The sequence below is a fragment of the Vibrio sp. SCSIO 43137 genome, from assembly GCF_028201475.1.
In the GTDB taxonomy this organism is placed as follows: Bacteria; Pseudomonadota; Gammaproteobacteria; order Enterobacterales; family Vibrionaceae; genus Vibrio.
Window position 1 is genome coordinate 3,041,406 of sequence record NZ_CP116383.1, and the last position, 23,984, is coordinate 3,065,389.

Consider the following 23,984-nt stretch of genomic DNA (forward strand, 5'->3'; position numbering starts at 1 on the left):
AACCCTTCACCTTATTTGCGGAATGGGAAGTTAAAGGCAGCCAGCAGAGCTCGGCCTTCCTCATCGTTTGCAGCAGACGTCGTGATAGTAATATCAAGACCGCGCACACGATCGACTTTATCGTAGTCGATTTCCGGAAAGATGATTTGCTCGCGAACGCCCATGCTAAAGTTACCGCGTCCGTCAAAAGACTTAGCGCTAACACCACGGAAATCACGTACACGTGGAAGAGCGATAGAAATCAAACGCTCAAGAAAATCCCACATACGTTCGCCACGCAAGGTTACTTTACAACCAATTGGGTAGCCTTCACGAATTTTGAAACCAGCAACAGATTTACGCGCTTTAGTGATAAGTGGCTTTTGACCAGAAATGATCGCCATATCAGAGGCTGCGTTCTCTAGCAGTTTCTTATCGTTGATTGCTTCACCAACGCCCATGTTTAGGGTGATTTTTTCAATCCTAGGGACTTGCATGACGCTTGTGTAGCTGAATTGTTTGGTCAATTCAGCGACTACAGACGACTTGTAGTAATCATGCAGTTTCGCCATAGTAGAACTCCAAATTACTTCTATTAGTTAGAAACGGTTTCGCCGTTAGACTTAAAGAAACGAACTTTCTTACCATCTTCGATGCGGAAACCGATGCGGTCTGCTTTACCAGTTGCTGCGTTAAAGATTGCAACGTTAGAAGCATCAATAGCTGCTTCTTGTTCAACGATGCCACCTTGTTGACCTAGAGCCGGAACCGGCTTTTGGTGTTTCTTAACAAGGTTGATTCCTTCAACGATTACTTTACCAGTAGTCAGAACCTTAGTTACTTTACCTTTCTTGCCTTTGTCTTTACCGGCAAGAACGATTACTTCGTCATTACGACGGATTTTAGCTGCCATTGTGACGCTCCTTACAGAACTTCTGGTGCCAGTGAAACAATCTTCATGAATTTCGCATTACGAAGTTCACGAGTCACTGGACCAAAGATACGTGTACCGACTGGTTGCTCAGTAGTGTCGTTTAACAATACACAAGCATTACGGTCGAAGCGAATGACAGAACCGTCAGGGCGACGTACGCCTTTACGGGTGCGCACCACTACCGCTTTGAGAACATCACCTTTCTTAACTTTACCGCGAGGAATTGCTTCTTTCACAGTAACTTTGATGATGTCGCCAATATGTGCATAACGGCGGTGAGAGCCACCCAGAACCTTAATACACATTACCTTGCGCGCGCCAGAGTTATCCGCGGCGTCAAGTGTACTTTGCATTTGGATCATGTTAGTGCTCCGCTAATTATTTAAAACTAGACCCTCTCGGGTCGGGCTGCCTTTTAATAAGGGCTGCGAATTGTACCACCCTTTTTTGTGATTGGGTAGACAAAAAACAGGCGGCCCCAAAAAAAATTTGGAGCCGCCATTTTCGCTATAGAATCAAGTTAAAATCTAACTTAGATTTTCGCTTTTTCTATAACTTTCACCAGTGTCCAAGACTTAGTCTTAGACAGTGGACGACATTCACGAATCTCAACAGTATCGCCTAGGCCACACTCGTTAGTTTCGTCATGTGCGTGTAGTTTAGTCGTGCGTTTTACGAACTTGCCGTAAATTGGGTGTTTAACCATACGCTCGATAGCTACAACGATAGACTTGTCCATCTTGTCGCTAACTACACGGCCTTGCATAGTACGGATTTTGTCGCTCATTATGCGCCTGCCTTCTCAGTCAAAACAGTTTTCACACGTGCGATATCACGGCGTACAGCTTTCAGAGTATGAGTTTGCTGTAGCTGACCAGTTGCAGCTTGCATGCGCAAGTTGAACTGTTCGCGAAGCAATTCCAATAGCTCGGCATTAAGCTCTTCAACGTTTTTGTCGCGTAGATCTTGTGCTTTCATCACATCACCTGCTTAGTTACAAATGTTGTTTTGATTGGCAGTTTACGAGCCGCTAGGCGGAACGCTTCACGTGCCAACTCTTCAGGTACACCGTCCATTTCGTACATAACCTTACCAGGTTGGATTTGGGCTACCCAGTACTCAACGTTACCTTTACCCTTACCCTGACGAACTTCTAGTGGTTTCTCAGTGATAGGCTTATCTGGGAAAATACGAATCCAGATTTGACCTTGACGCTTAACGTGACGCGTCATTGCACGACGAGCCGCTTCGATCTGACGAGCAGTAATACGGCCACGGCCAACTGCTTTAAGACCAAAAGTACCGAAGCTTACATCAGTACCTTTAGCCAGACCACGGTTGCGACCAGTCTGAACCTTACGGAACTTAGTACGTTTAGGTTGTAACATCAGTCGTCTCCTTATTTACGGCCTTTACGCTGCTTCTTAGGCTTGTCAGCCTTTGGCTCAACTGCGTTAGCAGCTGGCATTCCGCCTAGAATCTCACCTTTGAAGATCCAAACTTTAATGCCGATCACACCGTATTGAGTGTGAGCCGAAGAAGTTGCGTAATCGATATCAGCACGTAGTGTGTGTAGTGGCACACGGCCTTCACGGTACCATTCAGTACGCGCGATTTCAGCGCCGCCTAGACGACCGCTTACTTCAACCTTGATACCCTTCGCACCTAGGCGCATTGCGTTTTGTACTGCGCGCTTCATAGCACGACGGAACATAACACGACGCTCTAGCTGAGACGCGATGCTATCAGCCACTAATTGACCGTCTAGCTCAGGCTTACGTACTTCAGCGATGTTAATTTGCGCTGGTACACCTGCAATTTTAGCTACAGCTGCGCGTAGCTTCTCAACGTCTTCACCTTTCTTACCGATAACAACGCCTGGACGAGCTGTGTGAATAGTCACACGGATGCTCTTAGCAGGACGCTCGATAACGATACGTGAAAGAGACGCTTTTGAAAGTTCCTTAGTTAGGAACTGACGTACCTTGAAGTCGCCGTCTAGGTTGTCAGCGAAATCTTTGGTGTTAGCAAACCATGTAGCATTCCAAGGCTTAACGATGCCAAGACGAATACCATTAGGATGTACTTTCTGACCCATTGCTTACTCTCCTAGTCTTAAGCGTCAGCTACAACGATGTTGATGTGACATGAACGCTTCAAGATACGATCCGCACGACCTTTAGCACGAGGCATAATACGCTTCATGATAGGGCCTTCATCTACGAAGATTTTAGCGACACTTAGATCGTCGATATCTGCACCTTCGTTGTGCTCTGCGTTCGCGATTGCTGACTCAAGAACTTTCTTAATCAGTACAGCAGCTTTTTTGTTGCTGAAAGTAAGAATTTCTAGAGCTTGGTCAACAGATTTGCCGCGAATTTGGTCTGCAACTAAGCGAGCCTTCTGAGGCGAAATACGAGCAAAGTTATGTTTAGCGATAGCTTCCATTATCTACTCCTTATTTCTTCTTCGCTTTCTTATCAGCAGCGTGGCCGCGATAAGTACGAGTTGGTGCAAATTCACCCAGTTTGTGACCGATCATTTCGTCGGTTACGAATACTGGTACGTGCTGACGACCATTATGGACAGCGATGGTCAAACCGATCATTGTTGGAATGATCATTGAACGACGGGACCAAGTCTTAATAGGCTTTTTGTCTCCGCTTTCCACCGCTTTCTCTACCTTCTTCAGCAAGTGTAGGTCAATAAAAGGACCTTTCTTGAGAGAACGTGGCATGGCGATTCCTCTTTATAGATTATTTGTTACGACGACGTACAATGTACTTGTCAGTGCGCTTGTTCTTACGAGTCTTAAAGCCTTTAGTTGGCTGACCCCAAGGAGATACTGGGTGACGACCACCAGATGTACGGCCTTCACCACCACCGTGTGGGTGGTCTACTGGGTTCATCACAACACCACGAACGGTTGGACGAACACCGCGCCAGCGGTTAGCACCAGCTTTACCTAGTTCGCGAAGCATGTGCTCAGCATTACCTACTTCACCGATTGTTGCACGGCCTTCAGATAGTACTTTGCGCATTTCGCCAGAACGTAGGCGTAGAGTTACATAAGCACCGTCGCGAGCGACGATCTGTGCGTATGCACCTGCAGAACGAGCAATTTGTGCACCTTTACCAGGTTTTAGTTCAACACAGTGAACAGTAGAACCTACTGGGATGTTGCGCATTGGCAGAGTGTTACCTGCTTTAATAGGCGCATCAACACCAGATTGGATCTGAGCACCCGCTTGGATACCCTTTGGTGCAATGATGTAGCGACGCTCACCGTCTGCGTACAGAACTAGAGCAATGTTTGCGCTACGGTTTGGATCGTATTCGATACGCTCAACTTTCGCTGGGATACCGTCTTTAGTACGCTTAAAGTCAATTACACGGTAGTGGTGTTTGTGACCACCGCCGATGTGACGTACTGTGATACGACCGTTGTTGTTACGACCACCATTCTTAGAGTTTTTCTCTAGAAGTGGCGCGTATGGCTTACCCTTATGAAGGTCAGCGTTAACAACTTTAACTACGTGACGACGACCAGGGGAAGTCGGCTTACATTTAACAATAGCCATTATGAACTACTCCTGTTATTCCGCACCGCCAACGAAGTCAAGATCCTGACCTTCTTTCAAAGTAACGTAAGCTTTTTTCACGTCTGAACGACGGCCTTCACGCATACCTTGACGTTTGGTCTTACCCTTAAGAACAAGAGTATTTACAGACTTAACTTCAACTTCAAATAGCTTTTCTACAGCTGCTTTGATCTCTTTCTTAGTTGCATCTTTTGCTACTTTGAAAACGATAGTGTTCGCTTTCTCTGCAGCCATAGTTGCTTTCTCAGAGATATGTGGAGCACGTAGAACTTTTAGTAGACGCTCTTCAGTGATCATGCCAGCATCTCCTCAACTTGCTTAACTGCTTCTGCAGTCATTAGAACCTTGTCGAATGCAATCAGACTTACTGGATCAATCGCAGCAACGTCACGAGCATCAACTTTGTAAAGGTTACGAGCAGCTAAGAATAGATTTTCATCTACTTCGCCAGTCACGATTAGAACATCATTAAGCTCAAGTTCTTTAAGCTTAGCTACTAGCTCTTTAGTTTTTGGTGCTTCTACAGAGAAGTTATCAACAACGATTAGACGCTCTTGACGAACTAGCTCAGAAAGAATGCTCTTCATAGCACCACGGTACATTTTCTTGTTTACTTTTTGGCTGTGATCCTGTGGTTTCGCAGCAAAAGTAACACCACCTGTACGCCAGATTGGGCTACGAATTGTACCAGCACGTGCACGGCCAGTACCTTTTTGACGCCAAGGCTTAGCACCGCCGCCAGATACTTCAGAACGAGTCTTTTGAGCACGAGTACCTTGACGAGCACCTGCTGCAAAAGCAACAACTACTTGATGTACAAGAGCTTCGTTAAACTCACGTCCGAAGGTAGTTTCGGAAACAGTTAGTGCATCAGCACCTTTAACCATCAATTCCATTACTTACTCCTAGACGTTATGCTTTAACAGCTGGTTTTACGATCACGTTGCCGCCTGTTGAACCCGGTACTGCACCTTTAATAAGAAGCAGATTGCGTTCAGCGTCAACACGTACGATCTCTAGGTTTTGAGTCGTTACACGCTCAGAACCCATGTGACCTGCCATTTTCTTGCCTTTAAATACGCGACCTGGAGTTTGGCATTGACCAATTGAACCCGGTGCACGGTGAGACAAGGAGTTACCGTGAGTCATATCTTGAGTAGAGAAGTTCCAACGCTTAACAGCGCCTTGGAAGCCTTTACCTTTAGAAGTACCAGTAACGTCTACTTTTTTAATTTCATTGAAAAGTTCTACGTTTAGCTCAGCGCCAATTTCAAACTCTTCACCGTTTTCTAAACGGAATTCCCAAAGACCGCGGCCAGCTTCTACACCTGCTTTCGCAAAGTGACCAGCTTCTGACTTAGTTACACGGTTAGCTTTCTTAGCACCAGCAGTTACCTGGATAGCTGCGTAGCCGTCGTTTTCAAGAGTTTTAACTTGAGCAACGCGGTTAGCTTCTACTTCAACAACTGTTACTGGGATAGAAACGCCTTCTTCGGTAAATACGCGGGTCATACCCACTTTACGTCCGACTAGACCAATCATTATTCTAATCTCCCTTAACCTAGGCTGATTTGAACATCAACACCAGCAGCAAGGTCTAGACGCATAAGAGCATCTACAGTCTTGTCAGTTGGTTCTACGATGTCGATCAGACGCTTGTGAGTACGGATTTCGTACTGGTCACGCGCATCTTTGTTAACGTGTGGAGAGATAAGAACAGTGAAACGCTCTTTACGAGTAGGTAGTGGGATAGGACCACGAACCTGCGCGCCGGTACGCTTTGCTGTTTCTACGATTTCCGCTGTAGACTGATCGATTAGTTTATAATCGAATGCTTTTAGGCGGATACGAATACGTTGGTTCTGCATGAGACAGAGCTCCAATAATAAATAAATTACACAAACAATATCGCCACTCACTCCTAAAAAGATAGGGGAATGCCGATTGATTCATGTGAAACCGTAGCCTCCAAAATTAGGAAGCGTTGTCAGCTAAATTTGAACTAGCTCTTAGGCTAGTATTTTATTAACCGCGAACATAAGCTGAGTATACGTTACTGGGCATTAACTTGAACAAGAAAACGTCCACTCCTCAGTGCTCATTGGTTCACAACTGGCTAAGCCAGTGCGCGGTATTATACAGATCACAAAACAGGATGCAAGGGATGGATATAAAATAATCACAGAGGAAGGTATTTAAAGGTTTTCAGGCAAAACCGGCAGAACAGAAACGTTAAATTGAGTGATTATGGCAATAAAAAAGGAAGCCGAAGCTTCCTTTTTTATCAATGCGATTTATCGCAAAATCTTTAGCTATTAAGCGAAGATTTTAGCAACAACACCAGCACCAACTGTACGGCCACCTTCACGGATAGCGAAGCGTAGACCTTCGTCCATCGCGATTGGAGCGATCAGTTCAACAGTCATCTGAACGTTGTCACCTGGCATTACCATTTCTACGCCTTCAGGTAGAGTGATGTCACCAGTTACGTCAGTTGTACGGAAGTAGAACTGTGGACGGTAGCCTTTGAAGAATGGAGTGTGACGACCACCTTCATCTTTAGACAGAACGTATACTTCTGACTCGAACTTAGTGTGTGGAGTGATTGAACCAGGAGCTGCAAGTACTTGACCACGCTCTACTTCTTCACGCTTAGTACCACGTAGAAGTGCACCAACGTTCTCACCCGCACGACCTTCGTCTAGAAGCTTACGGAACATCTCAACACCTGTACAAGTTGTTGAAGTTGTTTCTTTAATACCAACGATTTCTACTTCGTCACCTACACGTAGGATACCACGCTCGATACGGCCAGTTACTACTGTACCACGACCCTGGATTGAGAATACGTCTTCGATTGGTAGTAGGAACGGCTGGTCTACTGCACGCTCTGGCTCTGGGATGTAAGAATCTAGCGCCTCTGCTAGTTCTACAATCTTGTCTTCCCACTCTTTCTCGCCGTTTAGGGCACCAAGAGCTGAACCTTGAATTACTGGCAGGTCATCACCTGGGAATTCGTACTCAGAAAGAAGTTCACGAACTTCCATTTCTACTAGTTCTAGTAGTTCTTCATCATCAACCATGTCACATTTGTTCATGAATACGATGATGTAAGGGATACCAACCTGACGGCCTAGTAGGATGTGCTCACGAGTCTGAGGCATTGGGCCGTCAGTCGCAGCTACTACAAGGATACCACCGTCCATCTGAGCAGCACCGGTGATCATGTTTTTAACATAGTCAGCGTGTCCTGGGCAGTCTACGTGTGCGTAGTGACGAGTTGGAGTGTCGTACTCAACGTGAGAAGTTGCGATTGTGATACCGCGCTCACGCTCTTCTGGAGCGTTATCGATTGATGCGAAGTCTTTCGCTTCACCGCCGTACACTTTAGCAAGAGTTGTACAGATTGCAGCAGTTAGAGTTGTTTTACCGTGGTCAACGTGGCCGATAGTACCAACGTTTACGTGCGGTTTCGTACGTTCAAATTTTTCTTTAGACACGATCGTGTTCCTTACCTAGTTATGATTCACCCCAAGCATTAGTGTTGAGGCGCGCCAGAATTTGCTATTTTATGCGCCAACAGCAGTTAACGCAATAGATTCATTATTAAACAACTAGTCATTATAAAATAACGAGTTATTAACCACGTTCTGCAATGATGGCTTCAGCCACATTCTTAGGTACTTCAGCGTATTCATAGAACTCCATGGAATACGATGCACGTCCCTGAGTTGCGGAGCGCAGATCAGTTGCGTAGCCAAACATCACTGAAAGTGGCACTTGCGCACGAATGATTTTCAGACCGCCATGGCCTTCATCCATACCCTCGATAATGCCGCGGCGACGGTTTAGATCACCAACCACATCACCCATCCAATCTTCAGGTGTTGTTACTTCAACCTTCATCATTGGTTCAAGAAGAACAGGCTGTGCATCCAGCGCACCCTTCCTGAACGCCATTGAGCCGGCGATTTTAAACGCCATCTCACTTGAGTCAACATCGTGGTATGAACCATCGAATAGTGTTGCCTTAACATCCAGTACAGGATAACCAGCTAACACACCGTTGTTCATCTGTTCTTCGATACCTTTCGCTACCGAACTGATGTATTCCTTAGGAACAGCACCACCCACGATCTCGTCTACAAATACAAAACCTTCACCTTGCTCAGAAGGTTCCAGTTTAAGCCAGACATGACCATATTGACCGCGTCCGCCAGACTGACGAACAAACTTGCCTTCCACTTCCGTTTTACCACGGATAGTTTCACGGTAAGCCACCTGAGGTTTACCCACGTTACAGTCAACGCTGAATTCGCGCTTCATACGATCAACAATGATATCAAGGTGCAGTTCACCCATACCTGAAATCAATGTTTGTCCGGTTTCATCATCTGTTTCAACACGGAATGACGGATCTTCTGCTGCCAGTTTGCCTAGCGCAATACCCATCTTTTCCTGATCTGCTTTAGAGCGAGGCTCTACAGCGATCTGAATTACCGGCTCAGGGAACTCCATTCGCTCCAGAACAACTTTAGAGTTCTGGTCACAAAGAGTATCACCTGTAGTGACTTCTTTAAGGCCAATTGCTGCTGCAATATCACCTGCGCGAACTTCTTTGATCTCTTCACGCTTGTTCGAGTGCATCTGAACAATACGTCCGAAACGTTCACGCTTGCCTTTTACCGAGTTAAATACCGTATCACCGGAGTTAACAACACCAGAGTAAACGCGCATAAAGGTCAGAGTACCTACAAACGGGTCTGTAGCAATCTTAAATGCCAGAGCTGAGAATGGTTCGTTGTCGTCTGCATGACGCTCAACTTCCTTCTCATCTTCATCAACACCTTTAATTGCCGGTACATCTACCGGAGCCGGAAGGAATTCAATAACCGCATCAAGTACCGCTTGTACGCCTTTGTTCTTAAATGCACTACCACAGGTAGCAAGAACAATTTCATTGTTCAGGGTACGAATTCTCAATGCTTCCTTAAGTTCAGCTTCGGTCAGGTCGCCTTCCTCAAGGTATTTTTCCATCAGCTCTTCGGTTGCTTCAGCTGCGGTTTCAACTAAGTTGTTACGCCACTTTTCGGCTAATTCTTGCATATCTGCCGGAATGTCTTCATAAGTGAAGGTCATGCCCTGGTCGGCTTCATTCCAGTTGATAGCTTTCATCTTGATAAGGTCAACAACACCTTTGAACTCATCTTCCGCACCAATGTTTAGCTGGATAGGAACCGGGTTCGCACCAAGACGATCTTTAATTTGTTCAACAACACGTAAGAAATCTGCACCTGCACGGTCCATCTTGTTAACAAATACCATGCGTGGAACGCTGTATTTATCAGCCTGACGCCAAACCGTTTCAGATTGAGGCTCAACACCTGATGAACCACAGAAAACAACAACCGCACCATCAAGCACACGCAATGAACGCTCTACTTCGATAGTAAAGTCAACGTGTCCCGGGGTGTCGATAATGTTTATGCGATGTTCATCGAACTGCGCTTCCATACCACGCCAGAAAGTTGTAGTAGCAGCAGATGTGATTGTAATACCACGCTCTTGCTCCTGCTCCATCCAGTCCATGGTAGCAGCGCCATCGTGTACTTCGCCGATCTTATGAGACAGACCAGTGTAGAACAGAATACGCTCACTTGTAGTTGTCTTACCTGCATCTACGTGAGCAACGATACCGATATTACGGTAGCGCTCAATAGGAGTTTTACGAGCCACGATTGAATCCTCTTTACTTAGAGACTTAGGGACTATTGCTATCTCTAAGTTATGATTAAAAAATCAATTCCCTAGATATAGCAATAGTTCCTAGCATATGCATAGGAACTAAAGAAATGCTGCGGGGAACCCCGCAGCACTATAAAGGTATTACCAGCGGTAATGTGCGAACGCTTTGTTAGCGTCAGCCATGCGGTGAACGTCTTCACGTTTCTTAACCGCAGTACCTTTGTTCTCAGACGCGTCTAGCATTTCAGCAGCTAGGCGTTGAGCCATAGATTTTTCACCACGCTTACGCGCAGCTTCAACCAACCAACGCATAGCAAGAGCGTTACGGCGAACCGGACGAACTTCTACAGGTACTTGGTAAGTTGAACCACCCACACGGCGAGATTTAACTTCTACCGCTGGACGAACATTTTCAAGAGCTTCTTCAAATACTGCTAAGTGATCTTTACCAGATTTCTCAGCCATAGTATCTAGGGCACCGTATACGATTTTTTCGGCAGTTGATTTTTTACCGTCAACCATAACGATGTTTACAAATTTTGCCAGCAGCTCAGATTTGAACTTAGGATCTGGAAGGATCTTACGCTGACCAATTACGCGACGACGTGGCATAGGAATTTCTCCGTTGTCTTCTTCAGGTTATCCAAAACTTTTCAGTTTCTTCAAAAAATACAAATAATTGATGTTTGGCCTTACTTAACGCTGTACTAAACAGAGAATTAAGACTTAGGACGCTTCACACCGTACTTAGAACGACCTTGTTTACGGTCATTAACGCCTGCACAGTCAAGTGCACCACGAACAGTGTGGTAACGTACACCCGGAAGGTCTTTAACACGACCACCACGGATTAGAACAACTGAGTGCTCCTGAAGGTTGTGACCTTCACCGCCGATGTACGAAGTTACTTCGAAACCATTTGTCAGACGTACACGACAAACTTTACGAAGTGCTGAGTTAGGTTTTTTAGGTGTAGTAGTATATACACGAGTACATACACCACGTTTTTGTGGGCACGCTTCTAGTGCAGGCACGTTGCTTTTAACAACTTGCTTTGCACGTGGCTTACGTACCAACTGGTTAATAGTTGCCATTAACTAGCTCCTGATTTTGCTGAAATTAAGCTTTGTGAAAAATCTATCCCTACTATGAGGGACGCAAAATTCTATTCACGGATGAGAGGTGTGTCAAGGTATTTCGGATCAAAAATGTACAGGTGAGATCAGTGAAATCGGGCAATTATTCACAGTTAGTTATTAAAAGTGCAAAAGCATTCAGTAACGGGCTTTAACCCCAGCTCAGAGACAGTTGATGTGCGGCGGTAAGATCAACAAAACCATCGAAGCCGACCAACTGAATATATTCAGGGTTTTCTACATTCAGACCTCTGGCTTTTATATCTTCTGTCAGGGCATAACAGGTAAAGCATTCACTATTTAGCAGATGATGTTCCGGGTGCTGTTGCATAACGGCATAAACAGCATCCTGAACAAGAAGAACGGCATCTCCTTCAGCAACCAGACTAAGTAGATCGTGCAGATGACGGGCATGATTAACGATATGCAACATTTTCGGCTAACTCTAAAACATAAGAACTTTCTGGCAGCTACGCAGTTTTTCGGCCAGTTGCTGCTGAGATAACGGCTCGGTATCAAGTAACAGTGGCAGCTTAGCGACGCCTTGCTTCTCAAGGGAAGAACGGCAAATATAAACCTGCTCGATGTCGTACAATTCCATCAGCTTAAACGCTGGTGAGTAATTGCGGCTATAAATCTGTTCAGCCTGCTGACCGGCAATAAGCTGAGTTACCCCTTCGCCGATAAAGAATACTGCGATCTCTTCACTGTAAGCCGAGGCTGCCAGCAGTGCGTCCAGTCCTTCTCTTCCCTTGGAACTGCTATGGGGATGACTACGGAATACAAAACCAATCTGACTCAAAACTGAACCACCCTGTCCTGAGTTAACAGAGCTTCCGCCAGACTACCTAAACCGGTCTGCTCAAAACCGTTAGCCAGATTATGCTGATCTTTTCTATGCTGTACCGCTTCATCATGGCCGATAACCCCTCTTCTGAGAGCAGCTGCAACACAAGTTTCCAGCCGGACATCGTGTTTGATGGCCAGTTGCTGCCACGCTGACGTGATATCAAACTCATCATTGGCTGGCACAACTAAAGAGGAGCCGTTGCTCACCCCATCCTGATAAAAGAATACCGAAGTAAGACGGTGACCTTTTTCCAGCAAGGCACAGGCAAAGCCATAAGCACTTCTTGCTGACTGATCACCATATACACTGCCGTTAACAAGAAGGGTGTAGCTCAGACTCACTTCTCGCCGTCCTCGGTTTTACGCTGACGGATATACAGGTAAACCGTATGCTTGGAGATATTCAAACGTTCAGCAACACGGTTAATGGCATCTTTAATGTCAAAAATACCTTTATCGTACAGCTCCATAACAATCTGACGGTTCTTAGTATTGTTAGAAACAGACTTGTCAGCATTGATATCTTCAATGGTATGCTCAACCGTCTGATCAACCAGTTCAACTACATCACTGGCAAAGTTCACTGATGATGCCGCTTCTTTTGCTTCTTCGGTTGGCATAAAAGATTGCAGAACCTGAGAGAAAGGCGCATCCAGATTGATGTTGATACAGAGAAGACCGATAACGCGATTACTGCCATTGCGAATAGCGATGGTAATCGACTTCATCAATACTCCACCTTTAGCTCTGGTAAAATAGGCGCGGGAAAAGTTTCGTTCAGAGCCTTCAATATCCTTCAGCATCTTCAATGCCAGATCGGTAATTGGCGAACCAACCTTACGGCCGGTATTCTCACCATTGGCAATTTTGATTGCAGACGTATCTAAGTTCTCAAGCGAATGAAGTACAATCTCACAGAAAGGACCAATCAACCCGGCAATACCATCCACTACCGCCTCATAGGAACGTAAGATAATTAAATCATGTTCACTGAAGGGCTCCACAACAACGGATTCTATCTCCATCAACGCATCTGCGTGCATCACTTCTGATGTTGTCACAACTACTAACCTCAGATTAAAAATCAATTAATTCGTGCAAGTTTATCAGATATTTTGACACAAGCACCGTAATAGTACGAAATTAGATCAATTAAGCGCGATCAAAAAGGCCCGGTAGCAACCGGGCCTGTCTCTGATATAATTTATTACTGCTCTGCTGCCTGCTCTTTATTTACGCTTACCAGCTCTACCTCAAACACCAATGTAGAGTTAGCCGGAATGGTCGGCGTATCTTGCTCGCCATAAGCCAGCTGTGGCGGGATAACAAATTTAAACTTAGAGCCAACCGGCATTAACTGAACACCTTCTGTCCAGCCCGGAATAACGCGATCCAGCGGGAAGCTGGCAGTCTGGTTTCTGTCATAAGAGCTATCAAATTTAGTTCCGTCTGTCAGGGTACCAACATAGTGTACTTCAACGGTATCGGAAGCAGCCGGCTTTTCACCTTCTGCCGGGGTCAGTACCTGATAAAGAAGACCCGATTCAGTTTTCTTCACGCCTTCTTGCTTTTCAAACTCAGCGCGGAACTCTTCACCAGCTTTCACAGTAGCGGCGGCTTTTTCTTTCGCCATCTCTTCTACTTTAGCGGCAACACGCTGATCAAGAGAGGCAAGTGTTGCCTGAATTTCTTCCTCAGTCAGGCCTGGTTTTCCTGCAAACGAGTCTTCAATACCTTTCAGTACTAGCTCTTTATCCAGATTGACACCCAACTCAGATGGCTTCTCCAGACTGGTCTCAAAATAGTTAGCAAAAGAGACACCAATGGCATAAGCCGCCTTCTCGTCATCAGACTTAAAGGTGATTGCTGCACTCGTTTCTGGCTGAACCTGTTCAGCTTTCGCTACTTCTTCTTTCGGGGCTTCTTCTTTTCCACAGCCTACAGCCAATGCAACAGTTGCTGCTAATAGGGACACTTTAAACAAAGATTTCATTAAGTTCTCCAGTTGAATGGCTTTGCCATCTATTTTTTCCTGCACGGATAAGCCGTAATTATTACTGCTCTATGTGCAAATACGTTGTTGTATACTAAGGTATATGTCTTTCGACACAAACCGGAATGTTATTTTCTAATGAGACGATTCTCTCACATTGCGATAATCAGCTTTGTCATTTCTCTGTTAACTGGCTGTTTTTATTCCAGTCAGGATGATCAACGCTGGGATATTGCACCTAAAGGGGCAACCAGCTTTGCACTCAGCAGAGATGCCCGGTTTGCTCTGCTCTATTCCAATTCTAAGCAGCTACTGCTATGGGACCTGAAACAAGATAAAGAGCTGGCAGCCCTTGGCAAGCAAGATCCGGACGGAAATACCGTTTCTCATATCCGCATATCGGATAATAACCGCTATGCCGTAACGGCCACACAGCTTAACTTTGCCGTATGGGATCTCTCATGGACGCAAGCCAATGGTCTCTGGTCAATTTCTGACGGACTTATCAGAGACATTGACATCACCAGTAACGGCGAACAAGTGTTACTTGGTCTGTCAAACGGCAAGGCTATCTACGTGAACTTAGTCACCGGCCGCCGTTTAGAGTTCCTTGCCCACCGTGAAAAAGTTAACACAGTAGCCGTTTCTTCCAACGGCCGCTTCGCCCTTACCGGCGGCAATGACTACAAAGCTTATTTCTGGAATACGAAAACCGGTCAGGCACTGTATGTATTTGAACACGACGCCCGTATTAACCGGGTTGCCCTTCACCGGGATGGTAAGTTAGCGTTTACTTCTGACGGAGCAAACGATAGTTTTATCTGGGATTTAAAAACCGGACAGAAAATCACAGAACTCAAATCCTTCTCGCGGCAACTTGTTTTCTCCACGGCTCGCTTTTCCGATGACGGGAAATACCTGGTTACCGGCTCTCCTGCTGGCCGGGTTATGTTGTGGGATACCTCAAGCGGTGAAAGTATCGAAGGCTGGGAAGTGGAGCCGTTAAAAGAGACTCGCCCTCCCCGTGCAGTCGTGTATGATGCAGCCTTTGACGATCAAAACAGAGTTATTTCTGCGACTTCAGCAGGAATCGCACAAGCGTGGGAAGTAGATTGATGAGCGAAGCAACAGAACAACAGCTGCTGAATAAAATAGAAGATTTAGAGTGCAAACTGGCTTTTCAGGAACAGAGCATTGAAGAGTTAAATGACGCTCTGAGCCAGCAGCAAATATTGATCTCTAAGATGCAGGATCAGATGAAATATGTCGCCAACAAGGTGAAAAATATGGACACCTCAAATATGGCTGATCCATCAGAAGAGACACCTCCCCCTCACTATTAATGATCAGCTTGGCATATTAGTCAGTTCCGGGCAGCTTTGCCCGGATTACTCATCAACAAATATTTTCACTTCCAGTTCACCGTTAACATCGATACTGGCGCGATACATGCCAAGGCTGTTCATGGCATTATGAATATTTCCCCGGCTATCGATGGCAATCAGTCCACCCTCTCCGCCCATGGCTTTCAGGTCTCCCTGAATCACGACTTCACTGGCAGTATAAACATCTTCTTTCAGGTAACGCATTCTGGCTGCAACATCTCCGGCCACCGCTTTACGGATAAAATACTCGCCCATCCCCGTTGTCGACACGGCAACATTGTTGTTCTCCGCAAAAGTACCGCAACCTATTAGTGGTGAATCACCTATCCGGCCATACTTCTTATTAGTAATACCGCCGGTACTGGTTGCTGCCGCCAGATTCCCTTGTTGATCAAGAGCAACTGCACCTACCGTGCCGAATTTTCTGTCATCAGGGTACTGCGAATCGGAAGCTTGCTGATAACTGGCTTCAGAAAGGGCATACATACCTTTCTCTTTCATAGACTGAAGCTGCTCATAGCGGCGATCGGTAAAAAAGTAATCTTGCTCCGTATACTCATAACCCAGCTCGAAAGCGAACTGCTCCGCGCCCTCTCCGTTAAGAAAAACATGTTCACTTTTATTCATCACATCCAGAGCAAGGGCTACGGGATTTTTTATATGACGGATAGCCGTTACCGCTCCGGCATTCATTTCTCTGCCGTGCATAACAGAAGCGTCCATCTCAACCATCTCGTTATGAGTTAAGACAGAACCTCTTCCTGCATTAAACAGGGGTGAGTCCTCCAGAACTTTAACGGCAGCGACAACAGCCTCCGCAGCATCCTTTCCTTCACTCAGCAGTTTGTGACCAGCTGTAACTGACGCTTGCAGAGTGGAACGGATTTCATGGTTGAGTTCTGCGGTCAATTTCTGTTTCAGAATGGTGCCGGCACCGCCATGAATAGCGATAGAAAAAGGATTACTGTTCATAAAGCTTAGAAGGCTCCTTTGCTGAGCGGGCTGAGCCGCAGAAATGTTTTAGTATAAAAAAGCCTTCCGGCTGGAAGGCTTTTTTACTTAATTAGTGAGAGCAGCCGCAACCACCGTTACCACCACCGCCACAGCAGCCGTCTTCTTTTCCTTTACCGTGCTCATGGCCTTCGCCACCACAGCAGCCACCTTCGTGATCATGGCCGTGACCACCACAACCACCTTCTTTATGAATATGGCCGTGTTCAATTTCTTCTTCTGTCGCAGCACGGGTTGCCATTACTTCAACATCAAATGTCAGAGTCTGACCGGCAAGCATATGGTTACCATCAACAACCACTTCATCACCGTCTACTTCAGTAACTTCTACAGGGATTGGACCCTGATCAGTATCCGCTAAAAAGCGCATACCAACTTCAATTCGGTCTACACCCTGAAACACATCAGCAGGAACACGCTGTACCAGTGCGTCACTGTGTTCGCCATAAGCATCTTCAGGTGCAATTGTCGCAGAGAACTTATCACCTACTGTTTTGCCTTCCAGCTCATTTTCCAGACCTGTAATCAGGTTGTTATGACCGTGAAGATAATCCAGCGGAGCTTCATTGGTTGCCTGATCAACGACTACACCATCTTCAAGCTTTACCTGATATGCAAGGCTTACTACTACGTTCTTTTCAATATTCATGTCTGCTCCAAAGCAATCTGAGCTTGGCCTGAGTTTGCGTCAACCAAGAAGTACAATAAGTCCAATGCCGTCAGCCATTCGCTATCCGCATTGGTACTCTCCCGAAAACCGAGTTGCCACTATTATGGGGATGATTTAACGAAACTCAATTATTCCGGCTTAAAAATACCGATCAAATCCTGTTCAGAATGTTCAGAATTTTGAACCGTGCTAGGTGTTCTCTGATCTGTATGACCGCATTCAACGCACTCGACCATCTCAATATTGTTCTCAACCCACCAGCGCAGGGCATCAGCAGCGGAGCATTTAGGGCACGCTGCCCCGGCAATAAATCTTTTTTTTATTTTCACTTACGACTTCCTTCACTATACCGCTTTATTTTTATTTCCAGTGATTATTGGACTGATTGTCACTTTCCATGTCGCGGGCAAATACTTCTTCCAGCTCTTTTCTTGCTTCTTTGGAGCGCTGAGCCAGCTCTTTATCATCCATATGCATAGGCAGTAACTCTTCCAGCATGGTGGTATCCAGTTTTCTGAAATGCGCTTCTGCCCTTTTAGCCTGATAGGGGTGCATTCCCAGTTCAACCAGCAATTGTCCGCCTAAATCCAGTGCGCCTAAAAACGTCTCCCTTGAGTAGTTTTTTACTCCGTGATTGGAAAACTGATACGCCTCTGTCCGGCTACGAGCCCTTGCCAGTATCTTAAGCTTTGGAAAATGTTGCTGGCAAAGATGGATCATCTCCAGAATTTCATCCGGGTTATCGGTACAGGCAACAATCGCTTCTGCTTTATCAGCGCCGGCTGCACGAAGCAAATCCAGTTTAGTGGCGTCTCCGTAGAACACTTTATAGCCATATTTTCTCAGTAACTGGATCTGACTAGGGTCGCTTTCCAGAACGGTGATGCGCACTTTGTTAGCATACATCAGACGGCCTACCACCTGACCAAAACGGCCGAAGCCCGCAATAATAACCCTTGGGTTACGGTTTATTACATCACTACTATCTTCACCACTCTGCTGGCTGTTGATAGATGCTGCAAACCATCTATCCTGCAAAATCAGCAGAATTGGTGTTGTCACCATAGATAAACTAACTACCACCAGCAAGAAAGCGCTTAACTCGGCATCAATAAGGTTTTCTGCCTGCGCAGCGGTAAAGATAACAAAAGCAAACTCGCCACCCTGACTTAAAATAGCGGCCATCCGGCTACGCGCCTTAGCTCTGGTACCAAATAACCGCGCCAGAAGATAAAGCACAATGGCTTTTACTGAGATTAAAGCAACAACTGCCGTTAAAACCTCAATGGGATGCAGAGCCAGCAAGCCGAGATTGACCGACATGCCTACCGCAATAAAGAATAGACCAAGCAGTAGCCCTTTAAATGGTTCTATGGAGATCTCTAGCTCATGGCGGTACTCACTTTCAGCCAGTAAAACACCAGCCAGAAAAGTACCTAACGCCATAGAGAGACCAAGCTGCTGCATAAATACCGCGGTACCGATAACCAGTAAAAGTGCAGCAACGGTAAATAGCTCACGCACACCGCTCATCACCACATAGCGGAATAGCGGCCTTAGCAGAAAATGACCACCTATTAGCAGAACGGCAATTGAACCGAATGTTCTCAGGGAGTCGAACCAGTTTCCGTCTCCGCCGGCACCAGCCAGAACCGGCAAAATTGCCAGCATAGGAATCACGGCGATATCCTGAAACAGCAGAACAGCAAAGCCCGATTGACCGGTTTCTGAACCTGCCAGCCCCTGCTCTTCGATAACTCTCAATGCTATGGCAGTGGACGAGAGCGCCAGCCCCATACCGACCACCAGACTACTTTGCCACGAGAGGGAAAACATCATACCAATAGCGGTAATAATCAAGGTGGTCACCGCAACCTGCCCTCCGCCAAGTCCTAATATAGGACTTCGCATCTGCCAGAGCTTTTTCGGATTCAGTTCCAGTCCGATAAGGAACAGCAGTAGCACCACACCAAACTCGGCAAAGTGTAATATCGCATCTACATCACTGATTAAACCAAAGCCCCATGGACCAATGGCAACACCACCCAGCAGATAGCCCAATACTGAGCCTAACCCCATTCGCTGCGCCAGTGGTACTGCAACTACCGCAACAGAGAGAAAGACAACGCTGCTTTGCAAAAAACTATCCGTTAACGCCATTCAGCACCTCTTGCTCATTATTTAGCGGATGTTGTAGCCAGCTGCGGAACTGCTCTGCATGTTGATAACGGTCAACATCGGAAACATGCCTTGCCCAGTGCAAGACTAAAGGCTCAATCCAGTGCATACGACACAGAGAAGCCGTTAGTTCAAATGGCTGAAGTATCTCCTGCATCGGATACTTGTTATAACCCGAGGCGGCAAATGCTTTTTCAGCACCGCCAGTGGTAATCACACTACGCCAGTACTTACCTTCCAGTGCGCTATTATCACCAAAAGCAAAACCTTTACCCAGTACCCTGTCCATCCACTCTTTCAGCAGCGCCGGACAAGAGTACATAAATAGAGGATGCTGGAAGACAATAATATCGTGCTCAAGCAGAAGCTGATGCTCATACTGGACATCAATAAAAAAGTCCGGATAGCGGGCATAAAGATCATGAACAGTAACATGCTCAAGATCCTCAACTTTTTTCAGCATTATGCTGTTAGCCACAGAGGTTTCCGGCTCCGGATGAACAAAGATTAATAGAATTTTCGGTGAGGGGTTTTGTTTCTGACTCATTCCCTGAACTATTCCTTTAACTCTTACTGATAAAGCATCGGCAAAAGCTCCATTTGCTAACGCCTGACAGAATTATGTAACCCTCATCATATCCTATTTTCTATAATGATCGACTTTTAATCGTATAACGCCTACTATTCCTCGCGTTAAACATTCCCAATCTATAAGACTTCTATGATTACGTTCAGCGACATTCAGTTACTCCGAGGCGGTAAACCGCTTTTAGACCAGGCATCAGCAACCATTCATCCGGGCGATAAAGTCGGTCTGGTGGGTAAAAACGGCTGCGGAAAATCTACCCTGTTCGCACTGATGAAAGATGAACTGTCTATCGATGCGGGAACCTTTAAGCAGCCGGCCTACTGGGAACTGGCATGGGTAGCACAGGAAACACCGGCACTGGAACGTTCCGCCCTCGAATATGTTATTGATGGTGATAGAGAGTTCCGTAATCTCGAGTCAGAACTGGCTAAGGCCGAAGCAGAAGATAACGGTACAAAAGTCGCTGAGATTCATGGGAAGATAGAGACCATCGGCGGATACAGTATCCGTGCCCGTGCCGCAGAATTGCTGGACGGGCTTGGTTTTAGTCAGGATCAGATGAGCTGGAACCTGACTCAATTCTCTGGTGGCTGGCGTATGCGCCTTAACCTCGCGCAAGCCCTGTTATGTCGTTCAGATCTGCTGCTGCTCGATGAACCAACCAACCACTTGGATCTGGATGCGGTTATGTGGCTGGAGCGTTGGCTACAGAATTACCCCGGCACTCTGGTATTGATCTCCCACGACAGGGATTTTCTCGATCCTATTGTCGGCCGTATTATCCATATAGAAAATCAGTTGCTGAATGAATACACAGGTAACTACTCATCATTTGAAAATCAGCGGGCGCAAAAACTGATCCTGCAACAAGCCATGTATCAGAAGCAGCAGAAGCAGATGGCACATATGCAGAGCTATATCGATCGCTTCAGATATAAAGCCTCTAAAGCCCGTCAGGCACAGAGTCGTATTAAAGCTCTGGAGAAGATGGAAAAAGTACTGCCTGCCCAATTCGATAATCCGTTCAGTTTTGAGTTCCGTGAACCATCAGCCCTGCCAAATCCGATTATCATGATGGACGATGTATCGGCCGGTTACGACGACACACTGATTCTGGAAAAAATCCGCCTTAACCTCGTACCGGGCAGCCGCATCGGCCTGCTGGGACGAAACGGTGCCGGTAAATCTACCCTGATTAAGCTACTCTCATCAGAGCTAAAAGCTCAGGGGGGCGATCTCACCTATTCTCAGGGCGTTAAGATCGGCTATTTCGCCCAGCATCAGCTTGAGACTCTTCATCCGGAAGAGACGCCTCTGCAGCATATGATGCAGATAGCGCCGGATAAAACCGAGCAGGAGCTAAGAAACTACTTAGGCAGTTTCGGTTTTAACGGTGATAAAGCACTGGATAAAGTCGCCCCTTTTTCCGGTGGTGAAAAAGCGCGACTGGTACTGGCCCTGATTGTGTGGCAAAAACCTAACCTGTTGCTGCTCGATGAACCGACCAACCACCTTGATCTGGATATGCGACAAGCCCTTACGCTGGCACTACAAACCTTTGAAGGCGCCATGGTGATTGTCAGCCACGACCGCTATCTGCTTCGTGCCACCACTGATGATCTCTACCTGGTGCATGACAGGCAAGTTGCCCCGTTTGATGGTGATCTTAATGACTACTACAAATGGCTGACAGATCTAAGCAAAGCAGAAAAGAAAGAGGCACAACCAGATACTTCGGCTAAATCCGGCATAAACAGCGCAGCAGCGAAAAAAGAGCAGAAAAGGAAAGAAGCCGAATTCCGTAAACAGACTGCCCCGCTGCGTAAGTCACTGCAAAAACTGGAAAATCAGATCGATAAGCTCTCTGAAACATTAGCTGAAGCAGAGCAGCAATTATCTGACACCAGTCTGTACCAGGACGAAAATAAGGCTAAACTTAATCAGGTACTGGCACTTCAGGCTTCTTCTAAATCAGAACTTGAAGAGGTCGAAATGGAATGGATGGACATTCAGGAACAACTGGAACAGATGCAACTCGATCTGGAGAGTGAATGACAAAAAACGCTTCTATATCTCTGACACTGGAACGTCTCTGGCAGTTTAGCCTGCAGTATTATAGTGTGCGCGGGATTAAAGAAGCGTGTTTATCCCTACAGAACAAATATCACGGCAATGTAAACCTGCTGCTGTTACTCAAGTGGCTGGATGAACAGCAGCTCAGTTTTGCAGGAGAGAGCTGGCATAAAATACAACACGCCCTTAGCAGAAGTGAATCCCTACTGCTGCACTATCGTGAATTAAGAAAACAGTATAAAACTCACCTGCCTGACACCCTTTACAGAAAATCTCTTGAGTTTGAGCTAATGCTGGAAAAGCAGCAGCAATCCGATCTGGTCGACTGTATCAATTCCATAGCCTTAACTGAGAATAAAGGGCTACCAATGACTCAGCTCTATTGTCAGCAGTTAGGTGCCGATAGTCTCGCTGAAGAGTTTACCGCCAGAGACAGCCAGTAGCCTTTTGATTTATCTTGTTCAGACTTAAGTGAGTGCTTGCATTAGCTTCATCATTAAATCAAGCTGGAGCTTAATAGGGACAAGACGGATAAAAATCGCTGCCTGACAGCAGCCCTGTAAGTGAAAAAACCATGACAAATTTCTCCCCCGTTGCCGGACTGACTAATCCGCACTTTCAAACCATACTGCCTCGATTAATTCGCAGGAAACCTCTTTTTAAACCTTGCTGGCAGACACTTGAGCTGGAAGACGGCGATTTTGTTGATCTTGCATGGAGCGAAGATTGGCAGACTGAACAAGCCGCTAAAAAACCTATTTTTGTGCTATTTCATGGGCTGGAAGGCAGCTTTGACAGCCCCTACGCAAATGGCCTGATGCACGCTTTCTCCAAGAGAGGCTGGCTGTCAGTAATGATGCACTTTCGTGTTTGCAGCGGAAGGCCAAACCGTCATGCGCGTGCTTACCATTCAGGTGAAGTGAAAGACGCCCGCCACTTTCTGAAGCATCTGAACACCCTGTTTCCAGATCAACCCAAAGTAGCGGTAGGTATCTCTCTTGGTGGCAATATGCTGGTGAACTATCTGGCCACATATAAGGATGAACCACTGCTGGGTGCAGCAACCGTTGTCTCAGCTCCTTTGGATTTAGCCGCCTGTTCCAGTCGCATTGAACAGGGCTTTTCAAAGGTTTACCGTAACTATCTTTTAACTTCCCTGAAGAAGAATGCGCTGCTTAAAGAGCACAAGCTGAAATCTGCCATTGGAATCGAGGCGCCACATATTAAGTCCATTCAGACCCTATACGGTTTTGATGATTTGATTACCGCACCGCTACACGGCTTTGATAACGCTGACGACTATTACCAGCGCTGCTCAGGGATAAAGGTACTGAACCAGGTTACTGTTCCGCTGCAGGTAATTCACTCCGGTGACGATCCGTTTATGACGGCGGCCGTTATCCCGCAGTTCCGTTTAAACGACAATATTCACTACAGGCTGTTAAAACAGGGCGGTCATGTCGGTTTTATTTCCGGTACCCTGTCCCGTCCCAGATTCTGGTTAGAGGAACATCTGCCGGATTACTACCAACACTTTATCTCATCAATCAGTGAGGATGTATGATTGTTCCATGGCAACAAATTGACCCGGAAACCCTGACAAACTTAATTAAAGAGTATGTGCTGCGTGAAGGCACCGACTATGGTGCTGAAGAGGCCATGCTGGAAGACAAAATTGAACAAGTAAAAACACTTCTGCAGTCAGGAGAAGCGGTTATTCTCTTTTCAGAACTGCACGAAACTGTAGACATTAAGTTAAAGCGTGAACTTTGATTGTTTATTAATTAGCCCTATTTTCATACACTAACGTCAGTGAGTTAGTAAACCGACAAGGAATGTC

34 protein-coding genes are annotated in these 23,984 nt (G+C 46.2%); 6 read left to right on the forward strand and 28 right to left on the reverse strand.

The features are described from left to right. Positions 1 to 11: 11 nt before the first annotated feature. The 23 genes from rplE to fkpA form a co-directional block, all read right to left on the reverse strand. On the reverse strand, positions 12 to 551 hold the full coding sequence (gene rplE, locus PK654_RS14230) for a 50S ribosomal protein L5 (protein WP_271696583.1): 540 nt from the start codon (positions 549 to 551) through the stop codon (positions 12 to 14). Between the two features lie 23 nt (positions 552 to 574). Further along, positions 575 to 892, reverse strand: coding sequence for a 50S ribosomal protein L24 (gene rplX / locus PK654_RS14235; RefSeq protein ID WP_271696584.1), 318 nt, complete (start codon positions 890 to 892; stop codon positions 575 to 577). Positions 893 to 903: 11 nt separating this feature from the next. After that, positions 904 to 1,275: a 50S ribosomal protein L14 gene (gene rplN / locus PK654_RS14240; RefSeq protein WP_006075569.1), complete on the reverse strand. Its 372-nt coding sequence runs from the start codon at positions 1,273 to 1,275 to the stop codon at positions 904 to 906. Positions 1,276 to 1,445: 170 nt separating this feature from the next. Further along, complete coding sequence (gene rpsQ / locus PK654_RS14245; protein ID WP_271696585.1) at positions 1,446 to 1,700, reverse strand: 30S ribosomal protein S17; 255 nt, start codon at positions 1,698 to 1,700, stop codon at positions 1,446 to 1,448. Further along, on the reverse strand, positions 1,700 to 1,891 hold the full coding sequence (gene rpmC / locus PK654_RS14250; RefSeq protein WP_271698897.1) for a 50S ribosomal protein L29: 192 nt from the start codon (positions 1,889 to 1,891) through the stop codon (positions 1,700 to 1,702). The genes rpsQ and rpmC overlap by 1 nt, the downstream gene beginning before the upstream one ends. Continuing rightward, positions 1,891 to 2,301 carry a 50S ribosomal protein L16 gene (gene rplP, locus PK654_RS14255; protein ID WP_084888990.1) on the reverse strand — a complete coding sequence of 137 codons (411 nt, stop codon included), beginning with the start codon at positions 2,299 to 2,301 and terminating at the stop codon, positions 1,891 to 1,893. The genes rpmC and rplP overlap by 1 nt, the downstream gene beginning before the upstream one ends. Positions 2,302 to 2,312: 11 nt before the next feature. Then, a complete protein-coding gene (gene rpsC, locus PK654_RS14260; RefSeq protein ID WP_017029097.1) occupies positions 2,313 to 3,011 on the reverse strand; it encodes a 30S ribosomal protein S3 in 699 nt (232 codons plus the stop codon). A gap of 17 nt (positions 3,012 to 3,028) precedes the next feature. Further along, positions 3,029 to 3,361: a 50S ribosomal protein L22 gene (gene rplV / locus PK654_RS14265; RefSeq protein WP_271696586.1), complete on the reverse strand. Its 333-nt coding sequence runs from the start codon at positions 3,359 to 3,361 to the stop codon at positions 3,029 to 3,031. Between the two features lie 10 nt (positions 3,362 to 3,371). Continuing rightward, the gene (gene rpsS / locus PK654_RS14270; protein ID WP_001138114.1) at positions 3,372 to 3,650 is read right to left on the reverse strand and encodes a 30S ribosomal protein S19; all 279 of its coding nucleotides are present in this window, start codon (positions 3,648 to 3,650) and stop codon (positions 3,372 to 3,374) included. 19 nt (positions 3,651 to 3,669) lie between these two features. Beyond that, a complete protein-coding gene (gene rplB / locus PK654_RS14275) occupies positions 3,670 to 4,494 on the reverse strand; it encodes a 50S ribosomal protein L2 (protein WP_271696587.1) in 825 nt (274 codons plus the stop codon). A gap of 15 nt (positions 4,495 to 4,509) precedes the next feature. Beyond that, positions 4,510 to 4,812 carry a 50S ribosomal protein L23 gene (rplW, locus tag PK654_RS14280; RefSeq protein WP_017029101.1) on the reverse strand — a complete coding sequence of 101 codons (303 nt, stop codon included), beginning with the start codon at positions 4,810 to 4,812 and terminating at the stop codon, positions 4,510 to 4,512. Next, positions 4,809 to 5,411: a 50S ribosomal protein L4 gene (gene rplD / locus PK654_RS14285; protein ID WP_271696588.1), complete on the reverse strand. Its 603-nt coding sequence runs from the start codon at positions 5,409 to 5,411 to the stop codon at positions 4,809 to 4,811. The genes rplW and rplD overlap by 4 nt, the downstream gene beginning before the upstream one ends. A 16-nt stretch (positions 5,412 to 5,427) precedes the next feature. Further along, positions 5,428 to 6,057: a 50S ribosomal protein L3 gene (gene rplC / locus PK654_RS14290; RefSeq protein WP_271696589.1), complete on the reverse strand. Its 630-nt coding sequence runs from the start codon at positions 6,055 to 6,057 to the stop codon at positions 5,428 to 5,430. A gap of 14 nt (positions 6,058 to 6,071) precedes the next feature. After that, positions 6,072 to 6,383 carry a 30S ribosomal protein S10 gene (gene rpsJ / locus PK654_RS14295; protein ID WP_031495630.1) on the reverse strand — a complete coding sequence of 104 codons (312 nt, stop codon included), beginning with the start codon at positions 6,381 to 6,383 and terminating at the stop codon, positions 6,072 to 6,074. Between the two features lie 447 nt (positions 6,384 to 6,830). Next, positions 6,831 to 8,015, reverse strand: coding sequence for an elongation factor Tu (gene tuf / locus PK654_RS14300; protein ID WP_271696590.1), 1,185 nt, complete (start codon positions 8,013 to 8,015; stop codon positions 6,831 to 6,833). 139 nt (positions 8,016 to 8,154) lie between these two features. Continuing rightward, complete coding sequence (gene fusA / locus PK654_RS14305; RefSeq protein ID WP_271696591.1) at positions 8,155 to 10,251, reverse strand: elongation factor G; 2,097 nt, start codon at positions 10,249 to 10,251, stop codon at positions 8,155 to 8,157. Positions 10,252 to 10,401: 150 nt separating this feature from the next. Next, complete coding sequence (rpsG, locus tag PK654_RS14310) at positions 10,402 to 10,872, reverse strand: 30S ribosomal protein S7 (protein WP_252021286.1); 471 nt, start codon at positions 10,870 to 10,872, stop codon at positions 10,402 to 10,404. Positions 10,873 to 10,979: 107 nt separating this feature from the next. Continuing rightward, the gene (gene rpsL / locus PK654_RS14315; protein WP_004399892.1) at positions 10,980 to 11,354 is read right to left on the reverse strand and encodes a 30S ribosomal protein S12; all 375 of its coding nucleotides are present in this window, start codon (positions 11,352 to 11,354) and stop codon (positions 10,980 to 10,982) included. 193 nt (positions 11,355 to 11,547) lie between these two features. Further along, on the reverse strand, positions 11,548 to 11,829 hold the full coding sequence (gene tusB, locus PK654_RS14320) for a sulfurtransferase complex subunit TusB (RefSeq protein ID WP_271696623.1): 282 nt from the start codon (positions 11,827 to 11,829) through the stop codon (positions 11,548 to 11,550). A gap of 12 nt (positions 11,830 to 11,841) precedes the next feature. Next, positions 11,842 to 12,198, reverse strand: coding sequence for a sulfurtransferase complex subunit TusC (tusC, locus tag PK654_RS14325; RefSeq protein WP_271696624.1), 357 nt, complete (start codon positions 12,196 to 12,198; stop codon positions 11,842 to 11,844). Next, positions 12,195 to 12,587, reverse strand: coding sequence for a sulfurtransferase complex subunit TusD (tusD, locus tag PK654_RS14330; protein ID WP_271696625.1), 393 nt, complete (start codon positions 12,585 to 12,587; stop codon positions 12,195 to 12,197). Before tusD ends, tusC begins: the two co-directional genes overlap by 4 nt. Next, a complete protein-coding gene (locus tag PK654_RS14335; RefSeq protein ID WP_271696626.1) occupies positions 12,584 to 13,306 on the reverse strand; it encodes a helix-turn-helix transcriptional regulator in 723 nt (240 codons plus the stop codon). Before PK654_RS14335 ends, tusD begins: the two co-directional genes overlap by 4 nt. A gap of 146 nt (positions 13,307 to 13,452) precedes the next feature. Then, entirely contained in the window at positions 13,453 to 14,238 is a 786-nt protein-coding gene (gene fkpA / locus PK654_RS14340) for an FKBP-type peptidyl-prolyl cis-trans isomerase (protein WP_271696627.1), read from the reverse strand. 138 nt (positions 14,239 to 14,376) lie between these two features. Between fkpA and PK654_RS14345 the strand changes: the two genes are divergently transcribed. Together PK654_RS14345 and PK654_RS14350 are read left to right on the forward strand one after the other, a co-directional pair. After that, positions 14,377 to 15,354: a WD40 repeat domain-containing protein gene (locus PK654_RS14345; RefSeq protein WP_271696628.1), complete on the forward strand. Its 978-nt coding sequence runs from the start codon at positions 14,377 to 14,379 to the stop codon at positions 15,352 to 15,354. Continuing rightward, positions 15,354 to 15,581: a SlyX family protein gene (locus PK654_RS14350; protein WP_271696629.1), complete on the forward strand. Its 228-nt coding sequence runs from the start codon at positions 15,354 to 15,356 to the stop codon at positions 15,579 to 15,581. The genes PK654_RS14345 and PK654_RS14350 overlap by 1 nt, the downstream gene beginning before the upstream one ends. A gap of 45 nt (positions 15,582 to 15,626) precedes the next feature. Here PK654_RS14350 and PK654_RS14355 read toward each other — a convergent pair whose 3' ends face one another. From PK654_RS14355 to kefG, 5 genes are all read right to left on the reverse strand, one after another. Further along, positions 15,627 to 16,595: an isoaspartyl peptidase/L-asparaginase family protein gene (locus tag PK654_RS14355; RefSeq protein WP_271696630.1), complete on the reverse strand. Its 969-nt coding sequence runs from the start codon at positions 16,593 to 16,595 to the stop codon at positions 15,627 to 15,629. Positions 16,596 to 16,686: 91 nt separating this feature from the next. After that, a complete protein-coding gene (slyD, locus tag PK654_RS14360) occupies positions 16,687 to 17,283 on the reverse strand; it encodes a peptidylprolyl isomerase (protein ID WP_271696631.1) in 597 nt (198 codons plus the stop codon). Between the two features lie 149 nt (positions 17,284 to 17,432). After that, positions 17,433 to 17,633 carry a YheV family putative zinc ribbon protein gene (locus PK654_RS14365; protein ID WP_271696632.1) on the reverse strand — a complete coding sequence of 67 codons (201 nt, stop codon included), beginning with the start codon at positions 17,631 to 17,633 and terminating at the stop codon, positions 17,433 to 17,435. Positions 17,634 to 17,664: 31 nt separating this feature from the next. After that, complete coding sequence (kefB, locus tag PK654_RS14370; RefSeq protein WP_271696633.1) at positions 17,665 to 19,464, reverse strand: glutathione-regulated potassium-efflux system protein KefB; 1,800 nt, start codon at positions 19,462 to 19,464, stop codon at positions 17,665 to 17,667. Further along, positions 19,448 to 20,029, reverse strand: coding sequence for a glutathione-regulated potassium-efflux system ancillary protein KefG (gene kefG / locus PK654_RS14375; protein ID WP_271696634.1), 582 nt, complete (start codon positions 20,027 to 20,029; stop codon positions 19,448 to 19,450). The genes kefB and kefG overlap by 17 nt, the downstream gene beginning before the upstream one ends. A gap of 174 nt (positions 20,030 to 20,203) precedes the next feature. Between kefG and PK654_RS14380 the strand changes: the two genes are divergently transcribed. The 4 genes from PK654_RS14380 (at position 20,204) to PK654_RS14395 (ending at position 23,917) form a co-directional block, all read left to right on the forward strand. After that, on the forward strand, positions 20,204 to 22,126 hold the full coding sequence (locus tag PK654_RS14380) for an ABC transporter ATP-binding protein (protein WP_271696636.1): 1,923 nt from the start codon (positions 20,204 to 20,206) through the stop codon (positions 22,124 to 22,126). Then, entirely contained in the window at positions 22,123 to 22,587 is a 465-nt protein-coding gene (locus PK654_RS14385; RefSeq protein ID WP_271696637.1) for a TIGR02444 family protein, read from the forward strand. The genes PK654_RS14380 and PK654_RS14385 overlap by 4 nt, the downstream gene beginning before the upstream one ends. Positions 22,588 to 22,718: 131 nt before the next feature. Further along, the gene (locus PK654_RS14390) at positions 22,719 to 23,708 is read left to right on the forward strand and encodes a hydrolase (protein ID WP_271696638.1); all 990 of its coding nucleotides are present in this window, start codon (positions 22,719 to 22,721) and stop codon (positions 23,706 to 23,708) included. Beyond that, complete coding sequence (locus tag PK654_RS14395; RefSeq protein WP_271696639.1) at positions 23,705 to 23,917, forward strand: YheU family protein; 213 nt, start codon at positions 23,705 to 23,707, stop codon at positions 23,915 to 23,917. The genes PK654_RS14390 and PK654_RS14395 overlap by 4 nt, the downstream gene beginning before the upstream one ends. The last annotated feature ends 67 nt before the right edge of the window (positions 23,918 to 23,984 follow it).

Bases quoted from the DNA above. Each gene is read 5' to 3' on its own strand.
- rplE (WP_271696583.1), bottom strand. From the start codon at position 551: ATGGCGAAACTGCATGATTACTACAAGTCGTCTGTAGTCGCTGAATTG.
- rplX (WP_271696584.1), bottom strand. From the start codon at position 892: ATGGCAGCTAAAATCCGTCGTAATGACGAAGTAATCGTTCTTGCCGGT.
- rplN (WP_006075569.1), bottom strand. From the start codon at position 1,275: ATGATCCAAATGCAAAGTACACTTGACGCCGCGGATAACTCTGGCGCG.
- rpsQ (WP_271696585.1), bottom strand. From the start codon at position 1,700: ATGAGCGACAAAATCCGTACTATGCAAGGCCGTGTAGTTAGCGACAAG.
- rpmC (WP_271698897.1), bottom strand. From the start codon at position 1,891: ATGAAAGCACAAGATCTACGCGACAAAAACGTTGAAGAGCTTAATGCC.
- rplP (WP_084888990.1), bottom strand. From the start codon at position 2,301: ATGTTACAACCTAAACGTACTAAGTTCCGTAAGGTTCAGACTGGTCGC.
- rpsC (WP_017029097.1), bottom strand. From the start codon at position 3,011: ATGGGTCAGAAAGTACATCCTAATGGTATTCGTCTTGGCATCGTTAAG.
- rplV (WP_271696586.1), bottom strand. From the start codon at position 3,361: ATGGAAGCTATCGCTAAACATAACTTTGCTCGTATTTCGCCTCAGAAG.
- rpsS (WP_001138114.1), bottom strand. From the start codon at position 3,650: ATGCCACGTTCTCTCAAGAAAGGTCCTTTTATTGACCTACACTTGCTG.
- rplB (WP_271696587.1), bottom strand. From the start codon at position 4,494: ATGGCTATTGTTAAATGTAAGCCGACTTCCCCTGGTCGTCGTCACGTA.
- rplW (WP_017029101.1), bottom strand. From the start codon at position 4,812: ATGATCACTGAAGAGCGTCTACTAAAAGTTCTACGTGCTCCACATATC.
- rplD (WP_271696588.1), bottom strand. From the start codon at position 5,411: ATGGAATTGATGGTTAAAGGTGCTGATGCACTAACTGTTTCCGAAACT.
- rplC (WP_271696589.1), bottom strand. From the start codon at position 6,057: ATGATTGGTCTAGTCGGACGTAAAGTGGGTATGACCCGCGTATTTACC.
- rpsJ (WP_031495630.1), bottom strand. From the start codon at position 6,383: ATGCAGAACCAACGTATTCGTATCCGCCTAAAAGCATTCGATTATAAA.
- rpsG (WP_252021286.1), bottom strand. From the start codon at position 10,872: ATGCCACGTCGTCGCGTAATTGGTCAGCGTAAGATCCTTCCAGATCCT.
- rpsL (WP_004399892.1), bottom strand. From the start codon at position 11,354: ATGGCAACTATTAACCAGTTGGTACGTAAGCCACGTGCAAAGCAAGTT.
- tusB (WP_271696623.1), bottom strand. From the start codon at position 11,829: ATGTTGCATATCGTTAATCATGCCCGTCATCTGCACGATCTACTTAGT.
- fkpA (WP_271696627.1), bottom strand. From the start codon at position 14,238: ATGAAATCTTTGTTTAAAGTGTCCCTATTAGCAGCAACTGTTGCATTG.
- PK654_RS14345 (WP_271696628.1), top strand. From the start codon at position 14,377: ATGAGACGATTCTCTCACATTGCGATAATCAGCTTTGTCATTTCTCTG.
- PK654_RS14350 (WP_271696629.1), top strand. From the start codon at position 15,354: ATGAGCGAAGCAACAGAACAACAGCTGCTGAATAAAATAGAAGATTTA.
- PK654_RS14355 (WP_271696630.1), bottom strand. From the start codon at position 16,595: ATGAACAGTAATCCTTTTTCTATCGCTATTCATGGCGGTGCCGGCACC.
- slyD (WP_271696631.1), bottom strand. From the start codon at position 17,283: ATGAATATTGAAAAGAACGTAGTAGTAAGCCTTGCATATCAGGTAAAG.
- kefB (WP_271696633.1), bottom strand. From the start codon at position 19,464: ATGGCGTTAACGGATAGTTTTTTGCAAAGCAGCGTTGTCTTTCTCTCT.
- kefG (WP_271696634.1), bottom strand. From the start codon at position 20,029: ATGAGTCAGAAACAAAACCCCTCACCGAAAATTCTATTAATCTTTGTT.
- PK654_RS14380 (WP_271696636.1), top strand. From the start codon at position 20,204: ATGATTACGTTCAGCGACATTCAGTTACTCCGAGGCGGTAAACCGCTT.
- PK654_RS14385 (WP_271696637.1), top strand. From the start codon at position 22,123: ATGACAAAAAACGCTTCTATATCTCTGACACTGGAACGTCTCTGGCAG.
- PK654_RS14390 (WP_271696638.1), top strand. From the start codon at position 22,719: ATGACAAATTTCTCCCCCGTTGCCGGACTGACTAATCCGCACTTTCAA.
- PK654_RS14395 (WP_271696639.1), top strand. From the start codon at position 23,705: ATGATTGTTCCATGGCAACAAATTGACCCGGAAACCCTGACAAACTTA.